The organism is Aerococcus sanguinicola (genome assembly GCF_008726925.1).
Lineage (GTDB): Bacteria > Bacillota > Bacilli > Lactobacillales > Aerococcaceae > Aerococcus.
Genome location: NZ_VYWO01000007.1, coordinates 19,436 through 39,853, shown reverse-complemented (window position 1 = coordinate 39,853; position 20,418 = coordinate 19,436). Strand labels below are relative to the sequence as shown.

Below are 20,418 nucleotides of genomic sequence, written 5' to 3'. Positions count from 1 at the left end.
CAGACAAGCAGGCCCCAGCCAAGTCCCTGAGAGGGGAGGCGGGGGCTTCTTTTAGTGTTAAGGAAAGAAGTGATGATAATGAATATATTAGTATACTGTGGGGCTAATCCTGGGAAGGATCCCTTATATGCCCAGGCTGCACGTGATCTCGGTCAGTGGCTAGCACGTTCAGGCCACCGCCTGGTTTATGGTGGTGGACGGACGGGACTTATGGGGATCCTGGCCGATGAAGTCCTGGACCAGGGCGCTGAGGTCTATGGCGTGATGCCTGCCTTCCTCAAAGACAAGGAAATTGCCCATTCAGGTCTCAGCCACTTGGAGATTGTGGAGACGATGGCTGAACGTAAGGCAAGAATGTTGGCCTTATCGGATGCTTGCCTGGCCTTGCCAGGGGGACCAGGTACCCTAGAAGAGATCTCAGAGGCGATTTCCTTAGCCCGACTCGGCCAATCGGACCGCCCTTGTGCTTTCCTTAATGTGGCTGACTATTACCGGCCCATGCAGGAGCTTTTTGCTAACATGTGCCAGGCCGGTTTTCTTGCCCAAGAAGATTATGAGCGGATTTTCTTCATTGATGATCTGGCTGACTTGGACCAGATCCTAAGCAATTACCAAGTCCGCCAAGTGAGGAGCTATGACCGCTTGACTGATCAATAAAAGCGAACACCTTTGTTCTGTAAGCTGTATCGAATAAGGGCTTTAAAATAAGAAAAATTAACCGTATACTAGAGCTTATATTGAACTGAGAGAGTTCGGTTCTAACGAACAAAAAATGGAGGCTATAAAATGGGAGAATTTACAAAACGTCAACAACAACCTTACCGCTTTGATACTGTGGGGAGCTTTTTACGGCCTGCTCATTTGAAGGAAGCACGTCAAGCTTTTGAAGCGGGAGAAATCGATGGTCAGGCCCTGCGCCAAGTCGAAGATGAAGCCATCATCAAATTAATTCAAAAGCAAGAAGAAGCTGGCCTGAAAGCTGTTTCTGACGGTGAATTCCGCCGCAGCTGGTGGCATTACGACTTTATGTGGGGCTTGAACGGAATTGAGAAGCGTTATATTGAAGAAGGTGGCCAATTCCACGACATGAAGACCCGTGCTGAAACGGCTTCTTTAACAAGCCGTGAATTAGACGGACACAACCATCCTTTTGTGGAAGACTTCAAATTTGTCCGTGATCATAAGTCAGCGGCAAGTGAAGTGAAGCAAACCATCCCAGCCCCTGCTCAATTATTGCAAGAATTACTCAAACCCCATAACCAAGCATCTACCCAGGCCTTCTATGGAGAAGATGAACACCGTGAGCTCGCTCAGGCAATCGCTAAAGCCTATATTGATGTCTTAGAAGACTTTGCAGCGGAAGGAGCGACAGTGGTTCAGTTCGACGACTGCACCTGGGGCCGACTCGTTGATATCCACCTGGAAGACTATCCAGAATCTGAACGCCAAGCCAAGGCTGATGAGAAGGCCTACCTAGCTGGACTCTACCGCTATGTGAATAATCTGGCCATTGACGGGGCACCTGAAGGCTTAACGATTACTAGCCATGTCTGCCGGGGCAACTACCGGTCACACTGGTTCGGCCAAGGGGGCTATGACTCCGTAGCAGACGAACTCTTCGCTAATGAACATGCCCAAGCCTATTACTTGGAATATGATTCGGACCGGGCAGGTGGCTTTGAACCCCTCGCCAAAATTGGCGATGACCGCGTAGTTGTCCTCGGTTTGATCACTTCTAAGACAGGTGAATTAGAAGACCGCGACCAGGTGATCCAACGCATCCACGAAGCAGCCAAATACATTCCTTTAGACAAGCTCTGCCTCAGCCCCCAATGTGGCTTCTCCTCAACCGAAGAAGGCAACAGCCTAACCGAAGACCAACAATGGGCAAAAATCGCCCTAGTACGTTCAATTGCAGAAGAAGTTTGGGGATAAAAAAGGGTGTGAAGGCGCGCGGGTAGCTTCATTTCACTGGAGCAAGTCAGCAGAGCAGTCTGGAGGACTGCGGCGGGGACTTGGGAAGTGACAAGGAAGCTGCGCGACCGAACCCGACTAAAGGTTGTGAGCAAAGGCGTTAAGAAAGGGATGACTGGAGGCAAAAGGGATAAGAGCGGCTGCAAGCCGATCGTTCCCTTTTGCTGAAGTCACACCCTTTCTGCCTTTGCGAACCCAACTAGAAAGGGTGTGAAACTTGACGATTAGGCTCGGATGATTGCACTCGTCAGCTCTGATTACAAATCGGCTGAACCCGACTAGGTAGAGTGTGAGACCATGTGCTAAGCTTTGGTCAATGATCCAAGCTTCAAACACAGACTCCAAGTGTGGCTTGATACTGTCCAACCCTCAAACAGAGGCCTCAAGTGTAGCTTGACAGCCCAACCAATAAAAAGATCCTTCTTACGTTTATACAGACAAAAAGGCCAGCTCCTAGCTTGGGAGCTGGCCTTTTTGCAGGCAATTTTATTTACTTTCTTCCTTGGCTTCTTCTGCTTCAGCCTGCTTCTTAGCGGCTTCTTGGTCATTTGAAGTTTGGAAGGTATCGAGTGCATTCTTGAAGTCCTTATCGGTAATCTTCACTTGGTATTTGTCTAGGACATCCTTGAGCACTTGTTGGACCTGTTTAGGGTCGTCCATTTTTTGTTTTCGAATTTGTTTTTCTAATTGGTCTTTCTCTTCGTCGAATGAGCCCTTATTGCCCACTTCATCGACTTTGATGATGTGCCAACCGTACTGGCTCTTGACCGGCTCTTGGGTCATTTCGCCAGCCTTGAGCTTGAAGGCAGGTTCTTCGAATTCCTTAACCATCATGCCCTTAGTGACCTCACCCAGGCTCCCGCCTGCTTTGGCAGAGCCCTTGTCTTCCGAGTGCTCTTCCGCTAGTCTAGCGAAATCGCCACCTTCGTTAATTTGCTTAATGAGGTCTTTGGCCTTATCTTCATCTTTAACGAGGATGTGGGAAACCTTTCGTGGCGCTTCATAATTTTCGTAGGCTTTCTTTAGCTCGTCATCAGAAACCTTGATGTTTTTAGAGATGGTTTCCGTCAGAAGTTTAAAATAGCGGAGGGCTTTTTTATATTCGTCCACACTGCTATAGCCATTAGCCGCAACGACTTCTTTGAACTTGTCTTCGTCGCCGTATTGGGCCACTAATTTGACGGTATCGGCATCGACTTCATCTTCGATTTCCTTGACCCGGTCTTTGCCCAGTTCATTTTCGAAGATTTCGCCAAAAACAAGTTGCTGGACAGCAGCATTCCCCGCTGAATCCTTGAGTTCTTTGACTAATTCATCTTCCGTTACTTCAATGCCTTCGCCTTTAGCAATAACATTCTGACCAGCTTCATTCTGGCTGGAGCAAGCGGCGAGGCTGAAAACAGTGGCGCAAGTGAGGGCGCCTAAGCTTAATTTCTTATTCCAATTCATGCGATGACTCCTTGATCAAATTCTTATTTTGTAGCTTAAATATAACATAAGTCTGCCGCAGCTGAGCAGCTTTGGGGGATCCTTTAAAGAAATTTACTTTTTATCTTGTTGAAGCTTTTCTTCAAGGTTTTCAAGGCTCATCTGGGTCAGTTCAAGGTCCGCATTAATCTTGGCAAGCTTCTCCTGCATGGCATTGCGGTGGGGAAGGCTAGAGGTCTGGAAGTCACGGATGGCTTCACTGAGGTCATCACGGGCAACTTTGGCCGTTGACAAGCCCTGGTTGGCTAAGTCAGTCAGAGCCATCTGCGTTTCGGCGAGACTGCCTTCGAGCTTCCGTGAAGCGGCGGTAATATCCTGGCTATAGGCGCGGAGCTTGCGGCGGTTCTCTTCACCCGTATTGGGGTTCTTGAGGAGGGCCGTTATCCCTCCGACGACAGCGCCAGTCACTAAACCTTTAAGAAAACTCATGGCCATCCTACACCTCAACCTTTTCCTGGATCTTTTGAGCCAGCTTAGCGAGGTCTTCATTGGAGTATTGGTCACCATTATCAGGCATTACGACCTTGAAGTCATCGCCATCCCGACTGTAGCGGGGGATGATGTGGATATGGGAATGGAAGACACTCTGATAGGCCACTTCGCCATTATTGTTTAGGATATTGACCCCTTTCATGTCAGGAAGAGCGGCTTGGAGGGCTTGGACAACAATTGGAATACGACGGAAGATGGCCCCAGAATCCTTAATATCATAGTCATAGATATCCTGCAGGTGTTTCTTAGGCACAATAAGGGTATGGCCTTCGGTTACCTGGCTAGTGTCTAAGAAGGCGGTCACAACCTCATCTTCATAGACGATATTGGTTGGGATTTCCCCATTAGCTAACTTACAAAAGATACAATCAGTCATTTGATCCACCACTTTCAATTGATAATTCTTATACTAGGCTCATTTTAGCATAATCTTTAGGGGGGAACAATTGAAGAGCGACTTGCGGTAAAAGTCAGTCGTCCCTTAAAAAATCCCAAGCCCTTGTCCTAATTTCCTGTCTTAGCCAAAACTTTAAACTTTAAAGTTAAATTCCCAAGCAAACTTTGATAAACTAGACTTAAATTGAAAAAGCGGAAAGGAAGACGAGAATGAGTCTCAGCGTCAAGCAGCTAACTGGCGGTTACCTGAACCGGCCAGTCATCCACGATATTAATTTTGATATTCAAGCGGGAGAAATTATCGGCTTAATTGGACTGAATGGGGCAGGCAAGTCCACCTTGATTAAGCATATCATTGGCCTCTTAAAGCCTCAGTCAGGGGAGATCCGGCTCAATGGGCAAAGCCTAGATGAAGATAACCGGGCCTACCGCCAGGCCTTCACCTATATTCCCGAAATGCCCATGATTTATGATGAACTGACCCTGCGTGAGCACTTGAACCTCATCGGCCTAGCTTATCAGATCGACAAAGCTGACATTCTAGACCGAGCCATGCCCATGCTCAAGGCCTTTCGCCTCGATAATAAGCTCGATTGGATGCCCAAGCACTTCTCCAAGGGGATGCGACAAAAGTTGATGATTGTCTGTGCCATGATGGTGGAAGCGGACCTCTATATCATTGATGAGCCCTTTCTCGGCCTGGACCCCTTAGCCACCCATGACTTCATCCAAATCCTGGAGCAGAAACGGGCAAGGGGCGCCATGGTCCTGATGTCTACCCACGTCTTGGCCAATGCAGAGACCTATTGCGATCGTTTCCTCTTCCTCCATGAAGGCTACCTGCGTGCCCAAGGAAGTCTGGCAGATATCCGCCAAGTCTTTGGCCAGGAAGCGGCTAGTCTGGAAGAACTCTATATCCAACTGGCAAGGGAGGCTTAAACTTGAAAGCATTGTTTAACAAACGCCAGGAAAAAAAATTTCAAGATTTTCTCTATTATAGCCGCTATATTTTTAATGACCACTTTGTCATCGCTTTGATGTTTCTAGTGGGGGCGCTCTCGCTAAACTATTCGCGCTGGGTCCAGGCGCTCCAAGGCCGGCAAGTCATCGCTGATGGCCTCTTAATTGTCGCCTTTAGCTTGATGACTTGGCTGGGAGGCGTGCGGACCTATTTGAAGGAAGCCGATATCCAATTTCTCCTGGCCCTTGAGACCGAATGGAAGGCTTATTTTAAGGCGGCTTTTAGGTCGTCACTGCTTAAGCAAAGCTTCTTAGCCCCCCTGGCCTGTTTTTTGGCCTGGCCCTATCTCAAATGGGGCCTGAACTGGACCGGCTGGGAGCTCTTAGCCTTGGCATTGAGCTTTATCCTTCTGAAGGCAACAGGGTTAATGGCAGACATGGAAGCCTACCAAGGGCGGTCAGGCCAGCCCGCTTGGCTTCACCTCGTCCTTATTCTTCTGGTTTATGGCCTGGCTTTTGCCTATCAAGCAGTCTGGGGCTTGGCTCTGGCTGGCGGCTATGCGCTCTGGCAGGCCTTCCATAGCACTTGGGGGGATCGCTGGGACTGGCAGACCTTGCTAGGGGATGAAGGCCAGGCCAAGCAGAGCCTAACTAGCTTCTTATCCCTCTTTGTCGATCTGAAGGCGGGCAAGAAGCAGACCAAGCGTCGCGCTTATTTGGATGCCTTGACCCTCTCTTTAGACAAGGCCCCGTCTGCCCATGCCTATCTTTACAGCCGCAGCTTCTGGCGGAGCACGGACCTCTTTCCAATTTGGCGCCGCCTGACCCTCGTAAGTCTCTTGTTGGCCTTCACCTTGCCTAAACACGGCTTGACCCTGGTCGTCTTCCTCCTACTAAACTATGCTAGCCACTTCCAATTGTTACCCTTGGCTAAGGCTAAGGAGGGGCAGACCATGCTCAAGCTCTATCCGGAATCTGACGACCAGGGACTTAGAGCCTTTCAAGGCCTCCTGGGTCAAGTTTACACCTTTCAAGTTCTCGTCCTTAGTCTTGCCCTTTGCTTGGCAGGCTTCGGGATTTGGGCCTTGGTCTATCTATTGACCGCTCTTGTTTTTGAGTTTCTCTTTATTCGCTACTATCTGCCGCGAAGACTGCAAAAGAAAAAAAGGGCCCGCAGCGCTGGAAGAAAGAAGCAAAAGATCTAACGAAATGATTGACTATATGGAAAATAATGACTACAATAATGAATGCTTTAGTTTTTCTTTTTATAGCTTCTAAGCAAGAAAAACCATCTTAAAGATAAGGGAGGGAAGAGCATTGGAATATCAATTCGATAAGGAGTGGACCTTGCATCCAATTGGTGGGGATACGGGCCAGGCCTTCATGGGCACCCATAAGCAGGAACGTGTCTTCCTCAAGCGCAATTCTTCTCCTTTCCTTGCTGCTCTCTCCATGGAAGGAATCACCCCGCGCTTAATCTGGTCGAAGCGGACCAGTACGGGGGATACCTTCTCAGCCCAAGAATGGTTGCGCGGCCACACCCTGACGGAACAAGAGATGCACCAAAGCCAGGTCATCAATCTCATCCACCGCTACCAACATTCCGACCACCTCTACAAGATGTTGGTCAAGATTGGCGGCCAAGAGTGGGACTGCCAGGATTTTCTTGCGGCCTACCAGGACCAACTCCACGAGCATTTGGCTTCCCACAGTCTCTTGAATGAGGTGGTGGCTTACCTGGAAGATAGCGCCGCCTTTATCAACCAATCCCTTAGGACCGTCTGCCACGGTGACCTCAACCGTAAGAATTTCTTACTATCTGAGCAAAACCGTCTCTACTTGGTCGATTGGGAGTCGGTGCGAATTGCCGACCCCATGTCTGACTTGACCCAGGTCCTTGTCCAATACATTCCTGGCGAAGATTGGGAAAGCTGGTGGGAACGTTACGGCCTCGAGGTGGACGAGGGGACTTATCTACGGATTGAGTGGTTTGCTTTAATTAATCTTTTGCTTTTGATTAAGGAAAGCTACCGCAAAGACCGCCAGCTAGACGTCAATGAAGCCATTTTAAAATTGAGACATATTTATGACAACCGGTATTTCCAAGAGCAGTATTAGCTGATAACGGGTAATAGAAGCAGGCGGGCTCCCTCCCTTAGAGCGCTTGGCCCGCTTTTATTTTTGCTCAGGGAGCTTATGGCCAAGACCAATTGATTACTTATAAAATAATAAACAGATAGCGAATGAAGGAGGCTTACTATGCGTGTAAGACATAAACCGTGGGCAATTGATATGATTAAGGATTACCCTAACATTGTGGTGCCAGACCCCGACCAAGCCCAGGGTAAGTGGAACCAGGTCTTTGAGAAGGCCCAGCCCCTCCATGTGGAAGTGGGGACAGGCAAGGGCCAATTCCTGATTGGTATGGCCAAGGCCCACCCAGAGATCAACTATGTGGGAATCGAGATGTATTCTGATGTGCTCGTGATGGCCCTGCAGAAGGTATTAGAAGAGGATCAGGACTTGCCTAACCTCCGTTTTATCCGCTCTGATGGCCGCGAAATTTCAAACTTTTTTGAAGGCCATAGCTTGGACCGGATTTATTTGAACTTCTCGGATCCTTGGCCTAAGCGTCGCCATACCAAGCGGCGTTTGACCAGCCCTAAGTTCCTGGCCCAGTACCAAGCTGTCCTCAAGCCAGAAGGGGAGGTCCACTTTAAGACCGATAACCAGGGTCTCTTTGAATATTCCCTAGCGAGCATGTCCCAGTATGGCATGGCCTTCCGCCAGGTCTGGCTGGACCTCCACGCCAGTGATTTTGAAGGGAACATCATGACGGAATATGAAGAGAAGTTTGCGGCTAAGGGCCAGCCCATTTACCGCTTGGAGGCCATTATCCCCAAGCAGAGGCATAAGTAAAAAAGTTCGGCGCGTACAAACGGCCGAACTTTTTTCTGTGCTTATTTTAGACTTTGTAGAGGTCAATGATCTGCCCACTCTGGGCATCTGCAATGAATTCATATTGGACCAGGTGACCTTTTTCTTGGCGAGAGACACCACCAAAGTAAAGGATCTGTTCTTGGCCGTAGCGTTCTTTCGTCAGGGGTTGGAGTTCAATCCATGAGCCTTCAATTTCTCCGCCTTGAGCTAAGAGTTTCTTAACTTCTTCAATGACACTTTGCCCGTCAACTTGAGCTTTTTTCCCTGTTTCCCGGCTGTCCAGGTAGAGGGCGGTGGAGACAGCCCCAATAACAGCGCCGCAGACGAAGAGGCTGCCAGCTAGGGCATAGGCCTTATTTTTTACATTGTCTTTTAAATCAAATACCAAATCAAACACTCCTCTCTAATATTAGTCCTATTATAGCAAGAAATCCTTTAAATTAAAACGCTAACAGTGCTAAGTGCCTCCAGCTAGGCTAAGAGCCTGTTTTTAGCCCATTCTTGGAATAATTCTGTCCCTATGATGGAGGGGCGTTGCCTTTTTTGGGTAAAAAGTATATAATTTGAAAGGAATGATCTGATGCTTTATATTAAGAAGGCTTGTCTAGTTTAGAAATTAACTAGACTATTTTTTCATCTTGGGATGAAGCCAAAGCAAGGTAGCTAGACTGCCAGTAAATGAAGAAAAGGAGCAAATTATTCATGTGGATCTGTTTTTACAATCCGAAGGGCGTCGGCGATGTCTTGATGGTGACACGCGGCCAGTTACAAAGAGACCAAATTGCAACGGAAACTATTGCAGGAATCACGCGGATTTATAACCAAGAGACGGATAATACCATGGGTTATAACTTCCATTCCATCTCTGACTATATTAAATTAGAGGGGTCAGGCCAGGTGCACTTGACAGATGAGCAGCTCGATACGCTCAACCAACTGCTCTATGAGAAGGGCTTTGAAACCATCAGCACCAATAATGACCCGGCTATTGTGGTCGGCTATGTGAAGTCGTGTGTTGACCATGAGGATTCGGACCACTTGCATATTACCGAAACCCAGGTGGGCGACGACCAAAGCTATCAAATTGTTTGCGGGGCAGCCAATGTGCATGAAGGCATGAAGGTCGTTGCTGCCTTACCAGGCGCCGTGATGCCGGATGGTCTAGTGATTTGGCCAAGTGAATTGCGCGGTGTGCAGAGCTCAGGGATGTTGTGTTCAGCTTACGAATTAGGCGTTGACCCTGAACACAAGCTCCAAGGAATTATTGAAATTAAGGACGACGTGCCTGTAGGAACACCGTTTTCTGAATTGGATCTGTCCAGTTTGACAACGGACTAGAAGAGACTAAGAAGCTAAGGAGGGGGAGCCTTGAAGTGGCAGGATGAACGGTTGAAACGCGAGCGTGAAGAGCATTTTCAACCCTTTTACCAAAAGAAAGATGACAAGCTCTTAACTGATAAGGCCCAAAAACCTTACTTCCCGAACTATATGAATTGGCGAAGTGATCTCAATGAGCAGAAGCGTGACCGCCAGCCCCAGAGCTATGACAAGTGGTGGACCCCTCAAAGCCATCAGAAGGAAGCCCAGCGCCAGCACCGCTTCGACCAGGCTCGCCAGCAGCCCATTAATAATTTTAATACGGTGTCTAGCCGACGACCGAGCCGCCAACGGGAGGGCCAACAAGACTATGCCCTCCACCGGGATGAAGAGCGGGAAGCACGCTATGAGAAGATACGGCGTGACTTGCGGGCTTATGAGAACTATCAATTCCGTCGGGCCTTCCGACCGTCTGAGGTTCCCTCTATCCAGCAGAAAGCTCAGACCCGGTCCGTCAAGAGCTCTGACCAGGCAGACTATATGCGAGACAAGAAGCGGCGGCAGGAGGCTACAAAGGCACAGGCCAAGCACTTGATCCAAGGATCTAATAAGCCAAGTAAGCCCCACAAGGCTGCCAATCAACCCGTCAAGTCTAACGGACAGAAGACCAGTTCAAGCAAGCAACGCCAGGGTGGACTCAACCGCGATTTTCAAGCGATTATGGCCCAGGAGCGGCCCCGCTATGCCAAGGGGAGTGTGTTTGCTGGCTTAAACGATGAGGACAGTAAACAAACCCCTTATTATTCGAAACACCAAGGAACAGGAGATAAGCATAACCATGAATAAAGAAACGATCTATCACTTCACAGGAATCAAAGGTTCTGGAATGAGTGCCTTGGCACTGGTTCTATACGGAGCAGGCTATAAGGTGCAAGGTTCAGATGTGGAGACCTACTTCTTTACCCAACAAGGCTTAGAAGCTGCAGATATTCGTCTCTTAACATTCGATCCGAATAATATTCATGAAGGCATGGAAATCATCCTAGGTAACGCCTTCCCTGATGACCATCCAGAGGTTAAGAAGGCCAAAGCCCTTGGCCTGAAAGTAACCCGCTACCACAAGTTCTTGGGTGAATTGATTAAGCATTATACGAGCGTGGCTATCACGGGCTCGCACGGTAAAACCTCAACCACAGGCCTGATGTCCCATGTCCTCTCCCTCAATGTTCCCACTTCCTATTTGATTGGAGATGGGACTGGTTACGGGGATGAAGCGGCGGAATACTTTGTCCTAGAGGCTGATGAATACCGGGAGCACTTCCTCGCCTATGAACCGGACTATGCGATCTTTACGAATATTGATTTCGATCATCCAGACTATTATCAAAACATTGACCAAGTCTTTGCGGCTAACAGCCAGTTCGCCAGCCAGGTACAGAAGAAGGCCATCATGTATGGAGATGACCCCTACCTCCAACGCCTAGCCGACAAGGACCATGTGCTTTATTACGGCATTGAGGGGGACTATGATATTGTTGCCCACCATGTGGTTCGGGATACGACGGGCTGCCAATTTGATGTGGAAGTCCAAGGCAAAGACTATGGCCACTTCCAAATCAAGGGCTGCGGGGAGCACAATATCCTCAATAGCTTGGCTGTGATTGGCTTCTGCTGCTTAGAAAACTTCCCAGCTGACAAGGTGCAAGAAGCCCTCTTATCCTTCGCTGGGGTCAAACGTCGCTTCAATGTGACAGAAGTAGCTGACATGATTCTCGTGGACGATTATGCCCACCATCCTTCAGAAATTACAGCCACTCTGGATGCTGCTAAACAACGCTATCCGGAGAAGAAGATTATTGCGGTCTTCCAACCCCATACCTACAGTCGAACCCTGGCCTTGATGGATGAATTCGCTCAGGCGCTTGACCAGGCGGATGAAGTCTTCTTGTGTGAGATTTTTGCTTCAGCGCGGGAGCAGGATACCCACCAAGTATCCAGCGAAGACCTGGCTGCCAAAGTGACCAAGCCGGTTCAAATCTTAGACTTAGACGATATGAGCCCACTGATGGGCTACCATGATGCTGTTGTTCTCTTTATGGGAGCAGGTGATGTGCCTAAGTACGGTCGAGCCTATGCCGAAGCCTTGAAATCACGTTAGAGACTTAGACGCAAACGGTGCTGAAAGGAGCCAAGCAAGTGAAAAAGATTAGAAAAGCGGTTATTCCAGTAGCTGGTTTAGGAACACGTTTCCTCCCAGCAACCAAGTCCATGGCCAAGGAAATCATCCCTGTCATGGACAAACCAGCTGTCCAATTTGTTGTTGAAGAAGCCCTAGCAGCAGGAATTGAAGAGATTCTTGTCATTACCGGCCGCCATAAGCGCTCAGTAGAAGACCATTTCGATGCCAATATTGAATTGGAAGAGAACTTGGAAGCCAAGGGCAAGGATGAGCTCCTAGCCATGGTCCAAGATTCCACCTTGGAGAATATCCAGTTCAAACGTCAGCACTATCCTAAGGGCTTGGGCGATGCAGTTGCCCTGGCAGAGTCCTTTGTAGGAGAAGAGCCCTTCCTCTTGATGTTGAGTGATAACATCTTAGTGAGTGAAGAGTCTGCCTCCCAGGCCCTCATGGCAGCCTATGATAAGACGGGCAAGAGCTCTGTTCTAGTCCAAGAAATTGATGAAGATTTGACCCATCTTTATGGTATCCTGGACCCTGACCAAGCCGCAGAAGAGGGGATGCTCCAAGCAGGTAATGTCATTGAAAAACCTCAAGGCCAGGCGCCTAGCCAATACGCTATCTGTGGGCGCTATGTCCTAGACAAAAGCATCTTCCAAGCCCTAGCAGGTCAAGAAGTGAACCCTATTTCTGGCGAAATCGAACTCAGTGATGCCCTCAGCCAGATTGCCCAAGACCAAGGCTTAAATGGCCTTATCTTCAATGGCGAATGGTATGAAGTTGGCGAACCCCTCGGCATGGTCAAAGCCAGCATCCAATACGCCCTCCGCCACAAACAAACCGGCCCTGAATTCAAAGCCTACCTCAGAGACGAAATCATCCCTAAATTAAAGGGTGAGAGACTTGGCGGTTAGAAGTATACAATAAAAAACAAGCTAGCAAGGAAGACTCTTCCTCGCTAGCTTGTTTTTATTGTTAGATATGGGTCAAGTTTCAAATGGGGGCCCTGTTAGCAAGTAGGACCGGATCAAGTTTCAAATGAGGGCCCTGTTAGCAAGTAGGACCGGGCCAAGTTTCAAATGGGGGCCCTGTTAGCAAGTAGGATCGTTTCAAGTTTCAAATGAGGGCCCTGTTAGCAAGTAGGACCGAGTCAAGTTTCAAACAGGGCCCCATTTACAAGTCCCCCTTTAAAAAGACTAAAGATAAAACCCCCTCTATCTGATAACGTTCAGATGCGAGGGGGGTTTATGATGGCTTTCTAGAAACCGTCATTATGCTTTAAATACTCTTCTTCTTCAGGGGTGTTTTCCCGGCCTAATGCCTCGTTACGGTAGGGGTAACGGCCAAATTTTTCAATGATTTCATAGTGGGCCTTTTCATATTTCAGGTTGGTCTCCAGAGCTTCTTCGGAGCTGAAAAGTTCCATCGCCTGATTGTGGATGACAAGAGACTCGGAGTGCATGAAGGGCATATAGATGAAACTGCGGGCTTCGGGGCTGAGTGAAGACAGGTCTTCTAGGCGGATGCATTCTTGGGCCAGGGCGAGGGCCATATCATCCTGGGCATAGGCTTGACCACTCCCGCGGTAGAGATTTCTTGAGAACTGGTCGAGAACAATAATTTCTGCTAAACGGCCGCGTAAACTTTCCCGCCAATCTGCATGCTCGCCATCTCGCACTTCTTGGTGGAGCTGGCTAAAACGCTCTGCAATTTCTTGGTCGACACTGTCACCACCGTTGAACCATTTTTCTGGGCCTAATTCTTCAAACCAAAAATTTAAAACTGTTTCGACTGACATAGGCAACCTCCTTTTAATTTACATCAAGCATAGCATAAAATCCCTTAAAGGTCTGTTCTCCTGCCTTCAAGAATTCCATTCGCTTTTTAGCGCTAAATTGGTTAAAATGAAAGGGTGTAATTTTTCAAGAAAGAGGGAAGATCATGATTCAAATTCGGGATGCTATCCTCCATATTTATGATGTTAATACCAGCGAAGCTATCCTTTCTCAAGCGGCTTTAGACTTCCGGGACGAGACCATTATTCATTATGTGGATTGCAAGGTCAACCAGGTCATGCAGACCGGTAAGCAGAAGAATGGCGTGATTCCAGAAACTGCGCCTATCTATGACAAGCTCCAAAGTCTGGCCAGTGACTTCCAAGCTACTACCCGGCCCCTGACCTCTAAATTCTTTCAGATCTTGCGCCTAAATCCAGATATTCCGCCAGCAGACCTACTATGGGTATCGATTGTGCTGAATGACTTTCCTTTTGTAGGAATGTTTAAATTGAACCATAATGAATCCTTTACCCATTTTGTTTCAACCGATGACGAAGTCCTGCGCAATGATCTGATTGTTCACCGGTCCATCCTACCCAAGGCCAAGCAAGCTATTGACGAAGGCTTTCTTTATTGCCCAGAGACGAGTGAATACTTCCTCATTGAGAAAAATCATTTGATGGAAGAGACGGGCGAGCGGATGCCTTATCTGAGCGAGATTTTTCTTGGTATTGAAACTAATCTCAATATGAATGAAAATCTGAAAATTGTGAAAAAAGGCGTTGAAAAGACGGCCAAGCATTATAATGAAGCCGACTACCAAGCCCTAGCAGAGGCTAAAGATATTCTCTACCATGCGGTCTATGATGACCAAGAATTCGATAACCGCAAGCTGGCGGACCAACTCTACGGGGATAACATGAGTCAGAAGCAAACCTATCTGCGGGAAACGGAAGAAATGGGGATGATCCACCAGCAAGCCGCAAGCCCTGATATGTTATCGGCCAAGATGCAGCGCCAAAAGTTGAAATTTGATAATGGAATCGAATTAACGATTCCCCTTGACCTCTTCAATGATCCTGAGGTAGTGGAAATTAAGAATAATCCAGATGGCACGATCGCGATTGAATTGAAGAATATTGAAAGTATTAAGAATTTGTTCTAAAGTAGAAGAGGAAAAACAAAATGAAAATCCCTAAAGTCGACTTGGACCTGGTGCGCTATCCTTATTTCCAGCAATTATCGTTGACCCGGCGTTTGACGAATTTGAGCTTATGGGTAGCTGTAGCTGTGGTGGGGCGGATTCTCGTCAGTGGACTGCCCAATATCCAACCCGTTACGGATATGGTTATCCTTGCCGTGCCACTTTTTGGCTTGTCGGGGGGCTTGATCGTAGCGACCTTAATCATGCTGCTCAGCAATCTGATTTTAGGCATGGGGCCTTGGACACTTGGCCAGATCTTAGCTTACGGGGCGGTGGTCCTGATCAGCTATCTCTTGATGAAGCTAGGGGCCTTCAAATCCCCTTTAGTAGTCTTAGCCTGGTCCCTAATAGCCGGCTACTGTTACGGCCTAGTTGTCAGCTACATGATGCTCCTGCTCTTCGGCCTCGGCATGCCCTTCTGGACCTATTACCTAGCCGGTCTCCCCTATGACACCGGCCACGCCTTAGGCAACCTCGCCTTCATGCTCATCTTACTCCCCATCTGCCAACGCCTCATCCGCGAAAAAATACTTTAAAAAAGGGTGTGAGCAGAGGCGGTTAGAAGCTTACCACTGGAGCACGAACGAAAAAGGGCAAGCTCTGCTTGCACGTTTCGATCGTGTGAAGTGGAGAAACTTCTGCCTCTGCGAGCCCAACTAAAAAGGGTGTGAGGGTGCGCGTTTAGCTTCCTTTCACTGGAGCAAGTCCGCAGAGCAGTCTTACAGACTGCGGCGGAGACTTGTGAAATCACTCCGAGTCTGCCAAGTCGAGCCCGACTAAAGGGTGTGAGCAGAGGCGTTGAGGGCACATTGGCTTTTCTGCTTTCAGCTTCTCTGAGAGCATAAAGCAAGCGTCCTATTTGCACTCGGAGGGTCTGAGAGCAAATACAATAAAGCAATTTGCAGGCAAAGACTTTGTACGTCAATAGAAAGATAGCCCTTCGACCGGCAGGCAGATAGCGGCTGTATCCAAGACAGTTTTCAAACATTCATGCCATTGTTTTAAGTGTGAAAACCATAATTAAGGAGGATTCAATGACTTATCCAAACACCTGGCAGCTTGATGACCTCTACCCAGCTGGGGTAGAAGGCTCAGCTTTTAAGGAGAGCCTGGAAGCTGCTAAAATCGAAAAAGAACTCTTAAATAAGAAAATAAAAAACTTTGAAGCTAAAGAAGCGGACGCTGACCAAGCCCTCTACCAACTGATTCAGGGCTTAGAAGACTTGGAAGCAGACTTAGTGACTCTGGATAGTTTTGCTCAAATGGCTGCGGATACCGATATTCAAGCCGAAGAGCCCGTCTTAGCTCTCGACCGGGTTGGCCAACTCCTAGAAGGCTTTGATAGTCTGAACTTAAAATTTGACCAAAAACTGCTCCTCTGGTCGGATGAAGACTGGCGAGATCTCTTGGCTAGTCCAGCGCTTGCCCCATATCGTTTCCACTTAGAGGAAAGACGCCAGCAAGCTAGCCGGGCCCTGGAGCCAAAAACCGAGCGCTTGCTCCTGGCTCTGGACCGGGATGGCATCGAGGCATGGTCGCAGACCTATGATAGCCTGGTTGCCTGCCTCCATATCCAGCCTGAGGGGAGTCAGACGGTTTACTCAGTGGGCCAAGCCATGAACCATATGTTAGACGATGAAGACCCTGAGAAACGAGCGGCCTTCTTTAAGGCTTGGGAAGAAGCCTTTAGCCAAATGGGTCCCGTCTTTGCGCGAATCTTGAACCATTTAGCTGGCTACCGGATGACTAAGCAGAAGGCACATGGGGACGACTTCCTCAAAGAACCCCTGCGCCTCAACCGGATGAGCTATCAGACCTTAGAAGCCATGTGGGAGGCAGTCGATGGGGCCCGTCCCGATCTCCTCCAATTCCTTAAGACCAAGCAAAAACTCCTCAACTTGGATAAGCTAAATTGGCAGGATGTGGCAGCGCCCTTAACCTTACCGGGCAGTCAAGCTCAGCGCTATACTTGGAAAGAAGCTTGCCGCTTTGTGGTCGATCATTTCCGGACCTATAGCCAAGAGATGGCGGACTTTGCGGACCAAGCTCTCCAGTCCGGCTGGGTGGAAGCCGAAGACCGGCCGGGTAAGCGACCAGGTGGCTATTGTACCGAGCCTCTAGCCAACGGGGAATCGCGGATCTTCATGACTTTTACCGGGTCCGCTCAAGATGTGAGTACCCTGGCGCATGAACTAGGCCATGCCTTCCATTCTTATGTCATGCGCGACCTGTCCACCTGGCAGCAAGCTTATGCCATGAATGTGGCGGAAACAGCGTCCACCTTGGCTGAGAATTTGATTGCCAGCAGCCAATTACAGGAAGCTGAAGATCCCGGTCAACGTCTGCAATTACTCAATGCTGAGTTGGAAAATACCACAGCCATGTTTATGGATATCCGGGCCCGCTACCTCTTCGAGAAGAATTTCTACAGCGAACGTCAAGCCGGCTATGTCGGGGAAGAACGCTTGAACCAGCTCATGGTTTCCGCCCAGCGCGAGGCCTTTGCGGGGGCGCTCGATAGCTACCATCCCCATTTCTGGGCTAGCAAACTGCATTTCTTTATTTCCGATGTGCCTTTCTACAACTTCCCTTATAGTTTTGGCTACCTCTTTAGCCAGGGGATTTTGGCTGAACTGATGAAAGACCCCGACCACTTCACGGAACGCTATACAGCCCTCTTGCGGGATACGGCTGTCATGACGGTTGAAGACTTGGCCGCCAAACACTTAGACGTTGACTTGACCCAGATTGACTTCTGGCAAGAAGGCGTTGCACTGGCCCTCCAGGACGTTCGCGCCTTTGTCCATGAGGGGCAAGCATATTTAGACAAGCAACAATAGGAGAAAATTATGGATTACCAAACACTAGAAGAGCTCCTGCCCCTAGCCGAAGAAGGTAAAATGGTCCTCGGCTTGGATACGATCGCGCGATTGATGGCGGAGTTGGGCAATCCCCAAGACCAGCTGCCGACCATTCATATTGCAGGAACTAATGGCAAGGGCTCAGCGGCTATGATGTTAGCAACGATTCTGGAAGAAGCTGGCTACAAGGTTGGACTTTATACCTCGCCGTCTATTATGTCCTTTAATGAACGGATTATGGTCAACCGCCAGCCTGTCTCAGATGAGGCGATTATCCAGGCGGCCCAAGCGATTAAGGCCTCCTGCGAGCGCTTAGACTTACACTTGACCGAATTTGAAGTCTACACGGCTATGGCCTGGTTGATCTTTGCGGACCAAGCCTGTGACTTACTTGTATTGGAAGTCGGTTTAGGTGGCCGCTTGGATGCAACGAATCTTGTCCAAGCCCCCTTAGTCACTTTGCTGATGAAGATTGCCTTCGACCATGTGGGCATTCTCGGGCACAGCCTAGCTGAAATTGCTAGAGAAAAGGCGGGCATCATCAAAGCCGGACGACCAGTTATTTCCTACCCACAGGACCCAGAAGCCAAGGCCGTAATTGCGGCCAAAGCGGAAGAAATGGGCGCTCCTTACTTGGAAGTTGACCCAGGGGATATCCAGGCCCTAGAAAGCGGTCAAGCCCGCAAGCAGAGATTTAGCTACAAGGGTCAGACCTGGCAGCTCAACCTTCTAGAAGCCCATCAAGTGCAGAATGCCAGTGTCGTCCTGGAAGTCATTCAGACCCTGCGCCAAGAGGGTTACAAAATTTCTGATGACGCTATTGCACGCGGCTTGGACCAAGTGAAGTGGCCGGCCCGCTTTGAAATTATGCATGACCAGCCCACTATTGTTGTGGATGGTTCCCACAATTTGGACGGGGTTAGCCAGTTGAAGCTTAACCTCCAGCGCTATTTTCCCGGCCAGAAGATCATTGCTATTATGGGCATGCTGGCTGATAAAGATGTCAGCCATGCGGTCAGCGAAATTCTTCCCATTCTAGACCAAGTGGTGACCGTCCGTCCCAACACACCGCGTGCCTTAACGGCTGAAGAACTTCGAGATAAAATCGTTTCCATATATCCTGAACAGTATGATACAATAATTCCATCTGATTCTTATGAAGACGCCTTCAATAAAGCGATGGAGCTCTTGGATGAGGACACGGTTTTAGTGATTTTTGGGAGCTTCTACTATGTGGGCTACATGAGGAATCTAATTAATAAGAAGTTAGGAAATGATATGAATTATGGATAAAGAAAAAGTTGAACAAGCTATTCGTGACCTATTGATCGGAATCGGGGAAGACCCTGACCGGGAAGGTTTACAAGAAACCCCTAAGCGGGTAGCTAAGATGTATGCGGAGCTTTTAGATGGTTACCAGCGGACCCCTGCCCAACATATGGAAAAGCAGTTCACTGCTGAAGATAGTGAACTCGTATTAGTCAAGGATATTCCTTTCCATTCCATGTGCGAGCACCATCTCTTACCCTTCTACGGGGTTGGGCATATTGCTTATGTGCCAGGGGCAGACAAGGTGGTCGGCCTGAGCAAATTGGCACGAATCTTAGAAGATATCAGTCTCCGACTTCAATTACAAGAACAAATTACAAGTGAAGTGGCTCATACCATTGCGGATAATCTCGACGTTGAAGGGGTCTTTGTCGTCTTAGAAGCCGAGCATATGTGCATGTCTATTCGCGGTGTCCATAAAGAAGGCGCTTCTACTGTGACCAAGGCCGCCCTTGGATGTTTCAAGGAGAATTCCGAATTGCGTAAAGAAGTCCTATCAATGATTCGCGGCTAGGGGTGGTCTGGTGAGAAGAGATTGTATTTACCTTAACGGCTTAAATTTCTATGCCTATCACGGCCTCTTTCCTGAAGAGACTAAGCTAGGCCAACGTTTTATAGTAGACCTGGCCCTCTACTTGGATCTCAGCCAGGCGGGGCAAAGCGACCAAATGACGGATAGTGCCCACTATGGTGAGGTCTATGAGACGGTCAAGCGGATCGTGGAGGGGGCGCCCTTCAAGCTGATTGAACGTCTGGCCCAAGTCATTGCTGACGAAGTCCTCGCTAGCCAGGAGCTCGTAGAAGCTGTGCAGGTGAAAGTCACCAAACCTGACCCACCGATTCCAGGCCACTATGATTCGGTTGCAGTCGAGATTTATCGTGAACGCCATTAGGGAGGAGACTATTTATGCCAAGTGAAACCCACCATGCTTATATCGCTCTGGGCTCTAACATTGAGCCCCGCCGAGAATTCTTGAACCGGGCGATCAAGGCCCTAGACCGGAATGAATCCACTTCCGTCGTCCAAAAGTCCCGCATCTATGAGACCGTGCCTAAAGGCTATGCGGACCAGGCAGACTTCTTGAACATGGTTCTAGAAGTTGAAACGACCTGTGATCCCTTCGCCTTGCTAGGGATTGCCCAGCAGATTGAGGATGAACTCAACCGGGTGCGGACTATTAAGAATGGCCCCCGCACCATCGATGTCGATCTCTTAGCCTATGAAGACCAAGTGATTGACCATGAGATTTTGGAATTGCCGCATCCGCGAATTAAGGAGAGAGCCTTTGTCCTCTTCCCCATGGCAGAGATTGCGGCAGATTTTGTCCTACCGGGCACAGACCAGACCATCCAAGCCTTGCGTGATGCCCTGCCCGAAGCTGAGAAGGCAGACGTCCGTATTTATGAATAGAAATTAGCCCAGGGATTAAAGGCCTGGGCTTTTTATAGGTACTTTGAAGGCTTATACTTTGGTCTTTTGAGGATTTTATGCTATGGTAA

General features: G+C 48.7%; 22 protein-coding genes. 17 read left to right on the top strand and 5 right to left on the bottom strand.

The window, feature by feature from the left end; all coding sequences use genetic code 11:
* Nucleotides 1-78: 78 nt before the first annotated feature.
* Both F6I03_RS08945 and F6I03_RS08940 read left to right on the top strand, forming a co-directional pair.
* Nucleotides 79-657 (top strand): TIGR00730 family Rossman fold protein, encoded by a 579-nt coding sequence (locus F6I03_RS08945; protein WP_070431028.1) that lies wholly within the window; start codon nucleotides 79-81, stop codon nucleotides 655-657.
* Between the two features lie 129 nt (nucleotides 658-786).
* On the top strand, nucleotides 787-1,935 hold the full coding sequence (locus F6I03_RS08940; protein WP_070431029.1) for a 5-methyltetrahydropteroyltriglutamate--homocysteine S-methyltransferase: 1,149 nt from the start codon (nucleotides 787-789) through the stop codon (nucleotides 1,933-1,935).
* 525 nt (nucleotides 1,936-2,460) lie between these two features.
* On the opposite strand, the gene F6I03_RS08935 is transcribed toward F6I03_RS08940, so the two are convergent.
* The 3 genes from F6I03_RS08935 to F6I03_RS08925 form a co-directional block, all read right to left on the bottom strand.
* Nucleotides 2,461-3,423: a peptidylprolyl isomerase gene (locus F6I03_RS08935; protein WP_070626309.1), complete on the bottom strand. Its 963-nt coding sequence runs from the start codon at nucleotides 3,421-3,423 to the stop codon at nucleotides 2,461-2,463.
* Between the two features lie 93 nt (nucleotides 3,424-3,516).
* Nucleotides 3,517-3,891: a YtxH domain-containing protein gene (locus F6I03_RS08930; RefSeq protein ID WP_070431050.1), complete on the bottom strand. Its 375-nt coding sequence runs from the start codon at nucleotides 3,889-3,891 to the stop codon at nucleotides 3,517-3,519.
* 7 nt (nucleotides 3,892-3,898) lie between these two features.
* A complete protein-coding gene (locus tag F6I03_RS08925; protein ID WP_070431031.1) occupies nucleotides 3,899-4,330 on the bottom strand; it encodes an HIT family protein in 432 nt (143 codons plus the stop codon).
* Between the two features lie 230 nt (nucleotides 4,331-4,560).
* Between F6I03_RS08925 and F6I03_RS08920 the strand changes: the two genes are divergently transcribed.
* The 4 genes from F6I03_RS08920 (at nucleotide 4,561) to trmB (ending at nucleotide 8,229) form a co-directional block, all read left to right on the top strand.
* Nucleotides 4,561-5,289, top strand: coding sequence for an ABC transporter ATP-binding protein (locus F6I03_RS08920; protein WP_070431032.1), 729 nt, complete (start codon nucleotides 4,561-4,563; stop codon nucleotides 5,287-5,289).
* Between the two features lie 2 nt (nucleotides 5,290-5,291).
* Entirely contained in the window at nucleotides 5,292-6,515 is a 1,224-nt protein-coding gene (locus F6I03_RS08915; RefSeq protein ID WP_070626308.1) for an ABC transporter permease, read from the top strand.
* A gap of 112 nt (nucleotides 6,516-6,627) precedes the next feature.
* Nucleotides 6,628-7,428 (top strand): phosphotransferase family protein, encoded by an 801-nt coding sequence (locus F6I03_RS08910; RefSeq protein ID WP_070431034.1) that lies wholly within the window; start codon nucleotides 6,628-6,630, stop codon nucleotides 7,426-7,428.
* Between the two features lie 141 nt (nucleotides 7,429-7,569).
* The gene (gene trmB / locus F6I03_RS08905; protein WP_070431035.1) at nucleotides 7,570-8,229 is read left to right on the top strand and encodes a tRNA (guanosine(46)-N7)-methyltransferase TrmB; all 660 of its coding nucleotides are present in this window, start codon (nucleotides 7,570-7,572) and stop codon (nucleotides 8,227-8,229) included.
* A gap of 46 nt (nucleotides 8,230-8,275) precedes the next feature.
* Here trmB and F6I03_RS08900 read toward each other — a convergent pair whose 3' ends face one another.
* Nucleotides 8,276-8,638, bottom strand: coding sequence for a hypothetical protein (locus tag F6I03_RS08900; protein ID WP_070431036.1), 363 nt, complete (start codon nucleotides 8,636-8,638; stop codon nucleotides 8,276-8,278).
* A gap of 314 nt (nucleotides 8,639-8,952) precedes the next feature.
* Here F6I03_RS08900 and ytpR point away from each other — a divergent pair, with 314 nt between their 5' ends.
* From ytpR to F6I03_RS08880, 4 genes are read left to right on the top strand one after another with little or no spacing between them, the layout of a single operon-like run.
* Nucleotides 8,953-9,588 carry a YtpR family tRNA-binding protein gene (gene ytpR / locus F6I03_RS08895; protein WP_070431037.1) on the top strand — a complete coding sequence of 212 codons (636 nt, stop codon included), beginning with the start codon at nucleotides 8,953-8,955 and terminating at the stop codon, nucleotides 9,586-9,588.
* Nucleotides 9,589-9,618: 30 nt separating this feature from the next.
* A complete protein-coding gene (locus tag F6I03_RS08890; RefSeq protein WP_070431038.1) occupies nucleotides 9,619-10,413 on the top strand; it encodes a hypothetical protein in 795 nt (264 codons plus the stop codon).
* Nucleotides 10,406-11,725 carry a UDP-N-acetylmuramate--L-alanine ligase gene (gene murC, locus F6I03_RS08885; protein WP_070431039.1) on the top strand — a complete coding sequence of 440 codons (1,320 nt, stop codon included), beginning with the start codon at nucleotides 10,406-10,408 and terminating at the stop codon, nucleotides 11,723-11,725. Before F6I03_RS08890 ends, murC begins: the two co-directional genes overlap by 8 nt.
* 38 nt (nucleotides 11,726-11,763) lie before the next feature.
* A complete protein-coding gene (locus tag F6I03_RS08880; RefSeq protein ID WP_070431040.1) occupies nucleotides 11,764-12,660 on the top strand; it encodes a UTP--glucose-1-phosphate uridylyltransferase in 897 nt (298 codons plus the stop codon).
* 344 nt (nucleotides 12,661-13,004) lie between these two features.
* Here F6I03_RS08880 and F6I03_RS08875 read toward each other — a convergent pair whose 3' ends face one another.
* On the bottom strand, nucleotides 13,005-13,544 hold the full coding sequence (locus F6I03_RS08875; protein WP_070431041.1) for a DUF924 family protein: 540 nt from the start codon (nucleotides 13,542-13,544) through the stop codon (nucleotides 13,005-13,007).
* Nucleotides 13,545-13,687: 143 nt separating this feature from the next.
* On the opposite strand from F6I03_RS08875, the gene F6I03_RS08870 reads away from it, so the two are divergent.
* From F6I03_RS08870 to folK, 7 genes are all read left to right on the top strand, one after another.
* Nucleotides 13,688-14,689, top strand: coding sequence for a nucleoid-associated protein (locus F6I03_RS08870; protein ID WP_070431042.1), 1,002 nt, complete (start codon nucleotides 13,688-13,690; stop codon nucleotides 14,687-14,689).
* A gap of 20 nt (nucleotides 14,690-14,709) precedes the next feature.
* Nucleotides 14,710-15,264, top strand: a complete 555-nt coding sequence (locus tag F6I03_RS08865) for an ECF transporter S component (protein WP_083290571.1) — start codon at nucleotides 14,710-14,712, stop codon at nucleotides 15,262-15,264.
* 498 nt (nucleotides 15,265-15,762) lie between these two features.
* On the top strand, nucleotides 15,763-17,568 hold the full coding sequence (locus tag F6I03_RS08860; protein WP_070431043.1) for a M3 family oligoendopeptidase: 1,806 nt from the start codon (nucleotides 15,763-15,765) through the stop codon (nucleotides 17,566-17,568).
* 9 nt (nucleotides 17,569-17,577) lie between these two features.
* Nucleotides 17,578-18,882, top strand: coding sequence for a bifunctional folylpolyglutamate synthase/dihydrofolate synthase (locus tag F6I03_RS08855; RefSeq protein ID WP_070431044.1), 1,305 nt, complete (start codon nucleotides 17,578-17,580; stop codon nucleotides 18,880-18,882).
* The gene (folE, locus tag F6I03_RS08850) at nucleotides 18,872-19,432 is read left to right on the top strand and encodes a GTP cyclohydrolase I FolE (RefSeq protein WP_210383789.1); all 561 of its coding nucleotides are present in this window, start codon (nucleotides 18,872-18,874) and stop codon (nucleotides 19,430-19,432) included. Before F6I03_RS08855 ends, folE begins: the two co-directional genes overlap by 11 nt.
* 10 nt (nucleotides 19,433-19,442) lie before the next feature.
* Complete coding sequence (gene folB / locus F6I03_RS08845; RefSeq protein WP_070431046.1) at nucleotides 19,443-19,811, top strand: dihydroneopterin aldolase; 369 nt, start codon at nucleotides 19,443-19,445, stop codon at nucleotides 19,809-19,811.
* Nucleotides 19,812-19,825: 14 nt separating this feature from the next.
* Entirely contained in the window at nucleotides 19,826-20,329 is a 504-nt protein-coding gene (folK, locus tag F6I03_RS08840; RefSeq protein ID WP_150983111.1) for a 2-amino-4-hydroxy-6-hydroxymethyldihydropteridine diphosphokinase, read from the top strand.
* Nucleotides 20,330-20,418: the final 89 nt, after the last annotated feature.

Bases quoted from the DNA above. Each gene is read 5' to 3' on its own strand.
- F6I03_RS08945 (WP_070431028.1), top strand. From the start codon at position 79: ATGAATATATTAGTATACTGTGGGGCTAATCCTGGGAAGGATCCCTTA.
- F6I03_RS08940 (WP_070431029.1), top strand. From the start codon at position 787: ATGGGAGAATTTACAAAACGTCAACAACAACCTTACCGCTTTGATACT.
- F6I03_RS08935 (WP_070626309.1), bottom strand. From the start codon at position 3,423: ATGAATTGGAATAAGAAATTAAGCTTAGGCGCCCTCACTTGCGCCACT.
- F6I03_RS08930 (WP_070431050.1), bottom strand. From the start codon at position 3,891: ATGAGTTTTCTTAAAGGTTTAGTGACTGGCGCTGTCGTCGGAGGGATA.
- F6I03_RS08925 (WP_070431031.1), bottom strand. From the start codon at position 4,330: ATGACTGATTGTATCTTTTGTAAGTTAGCTAATGGGGAAATCCCAACC.
- F6I03_RS08920 (WP_070431032.1), top strand. From the start codon at position 4,561: ATGAGTCTCAGCGTCAAGCAGCTAACTGGCGGTTACCTGAACCGGCCA.
- trmB (WP_070431035.1), top strand. From the start codon at position 7,570: ATGCGTGTAAGACATAAACCGTGGGCAATTGATATGATTAAGGATTAC.
- ytpR (WP_070431037.1), top strand. From the start codon at position 8,953: ATGTGGATCTGTTTTTACAATCCGAAGGGCGTCGGCGATGTCTTGATG.
- murC (WP_070431039.1), top strand. From the start codon at position 10,406: ATGAATAAAGAAACGATCTATCACTTCACAGGAATCAAAGGTTCTGGA.
- F6I03_RS08875 (WP_070431041.1), bottom strand. From the start codon at position 13,544: ATGTCAGTCGAAACAGTTTTAAATTTTTGGTTTGAAGAATTAGGCCCA.
- F6I03_RS08870 (WP_070431042.1), top strand. From the start codon at position 13,688: ATGATTCAAATTCGGGATGCTATCCTCCATATTTATGATGTTAATACC.
- F6I03_RS08865 (WP_083290571.1), top strand. From the start codon at position 14,710: ATGAAAATCCCTAAAGTCGACTTGGACCTGGTGCGCTATCCTTATTTC.
- F6I03_RS08860 (WP_070431043.1), top strand. From the start codon at position 15,763: ATGACTTATCCAAACACCTGGCAGCTTGATGACCTCTACCCAGCTGGG.
- F6I03_RS08855 (WP_070431044.1), top strand. From the start codon at position 17,578: ATGGATTACCAAACACTAGAAGAGCTCCTGCCCCTAGCCGAAGAAGGT.
- folK (WP_150983111.1), top strand. From the start codon at position 19,826: ATGCCAAGTGAAACCCACCATGCTTATATCGCTCTGGGCTCTAACATT.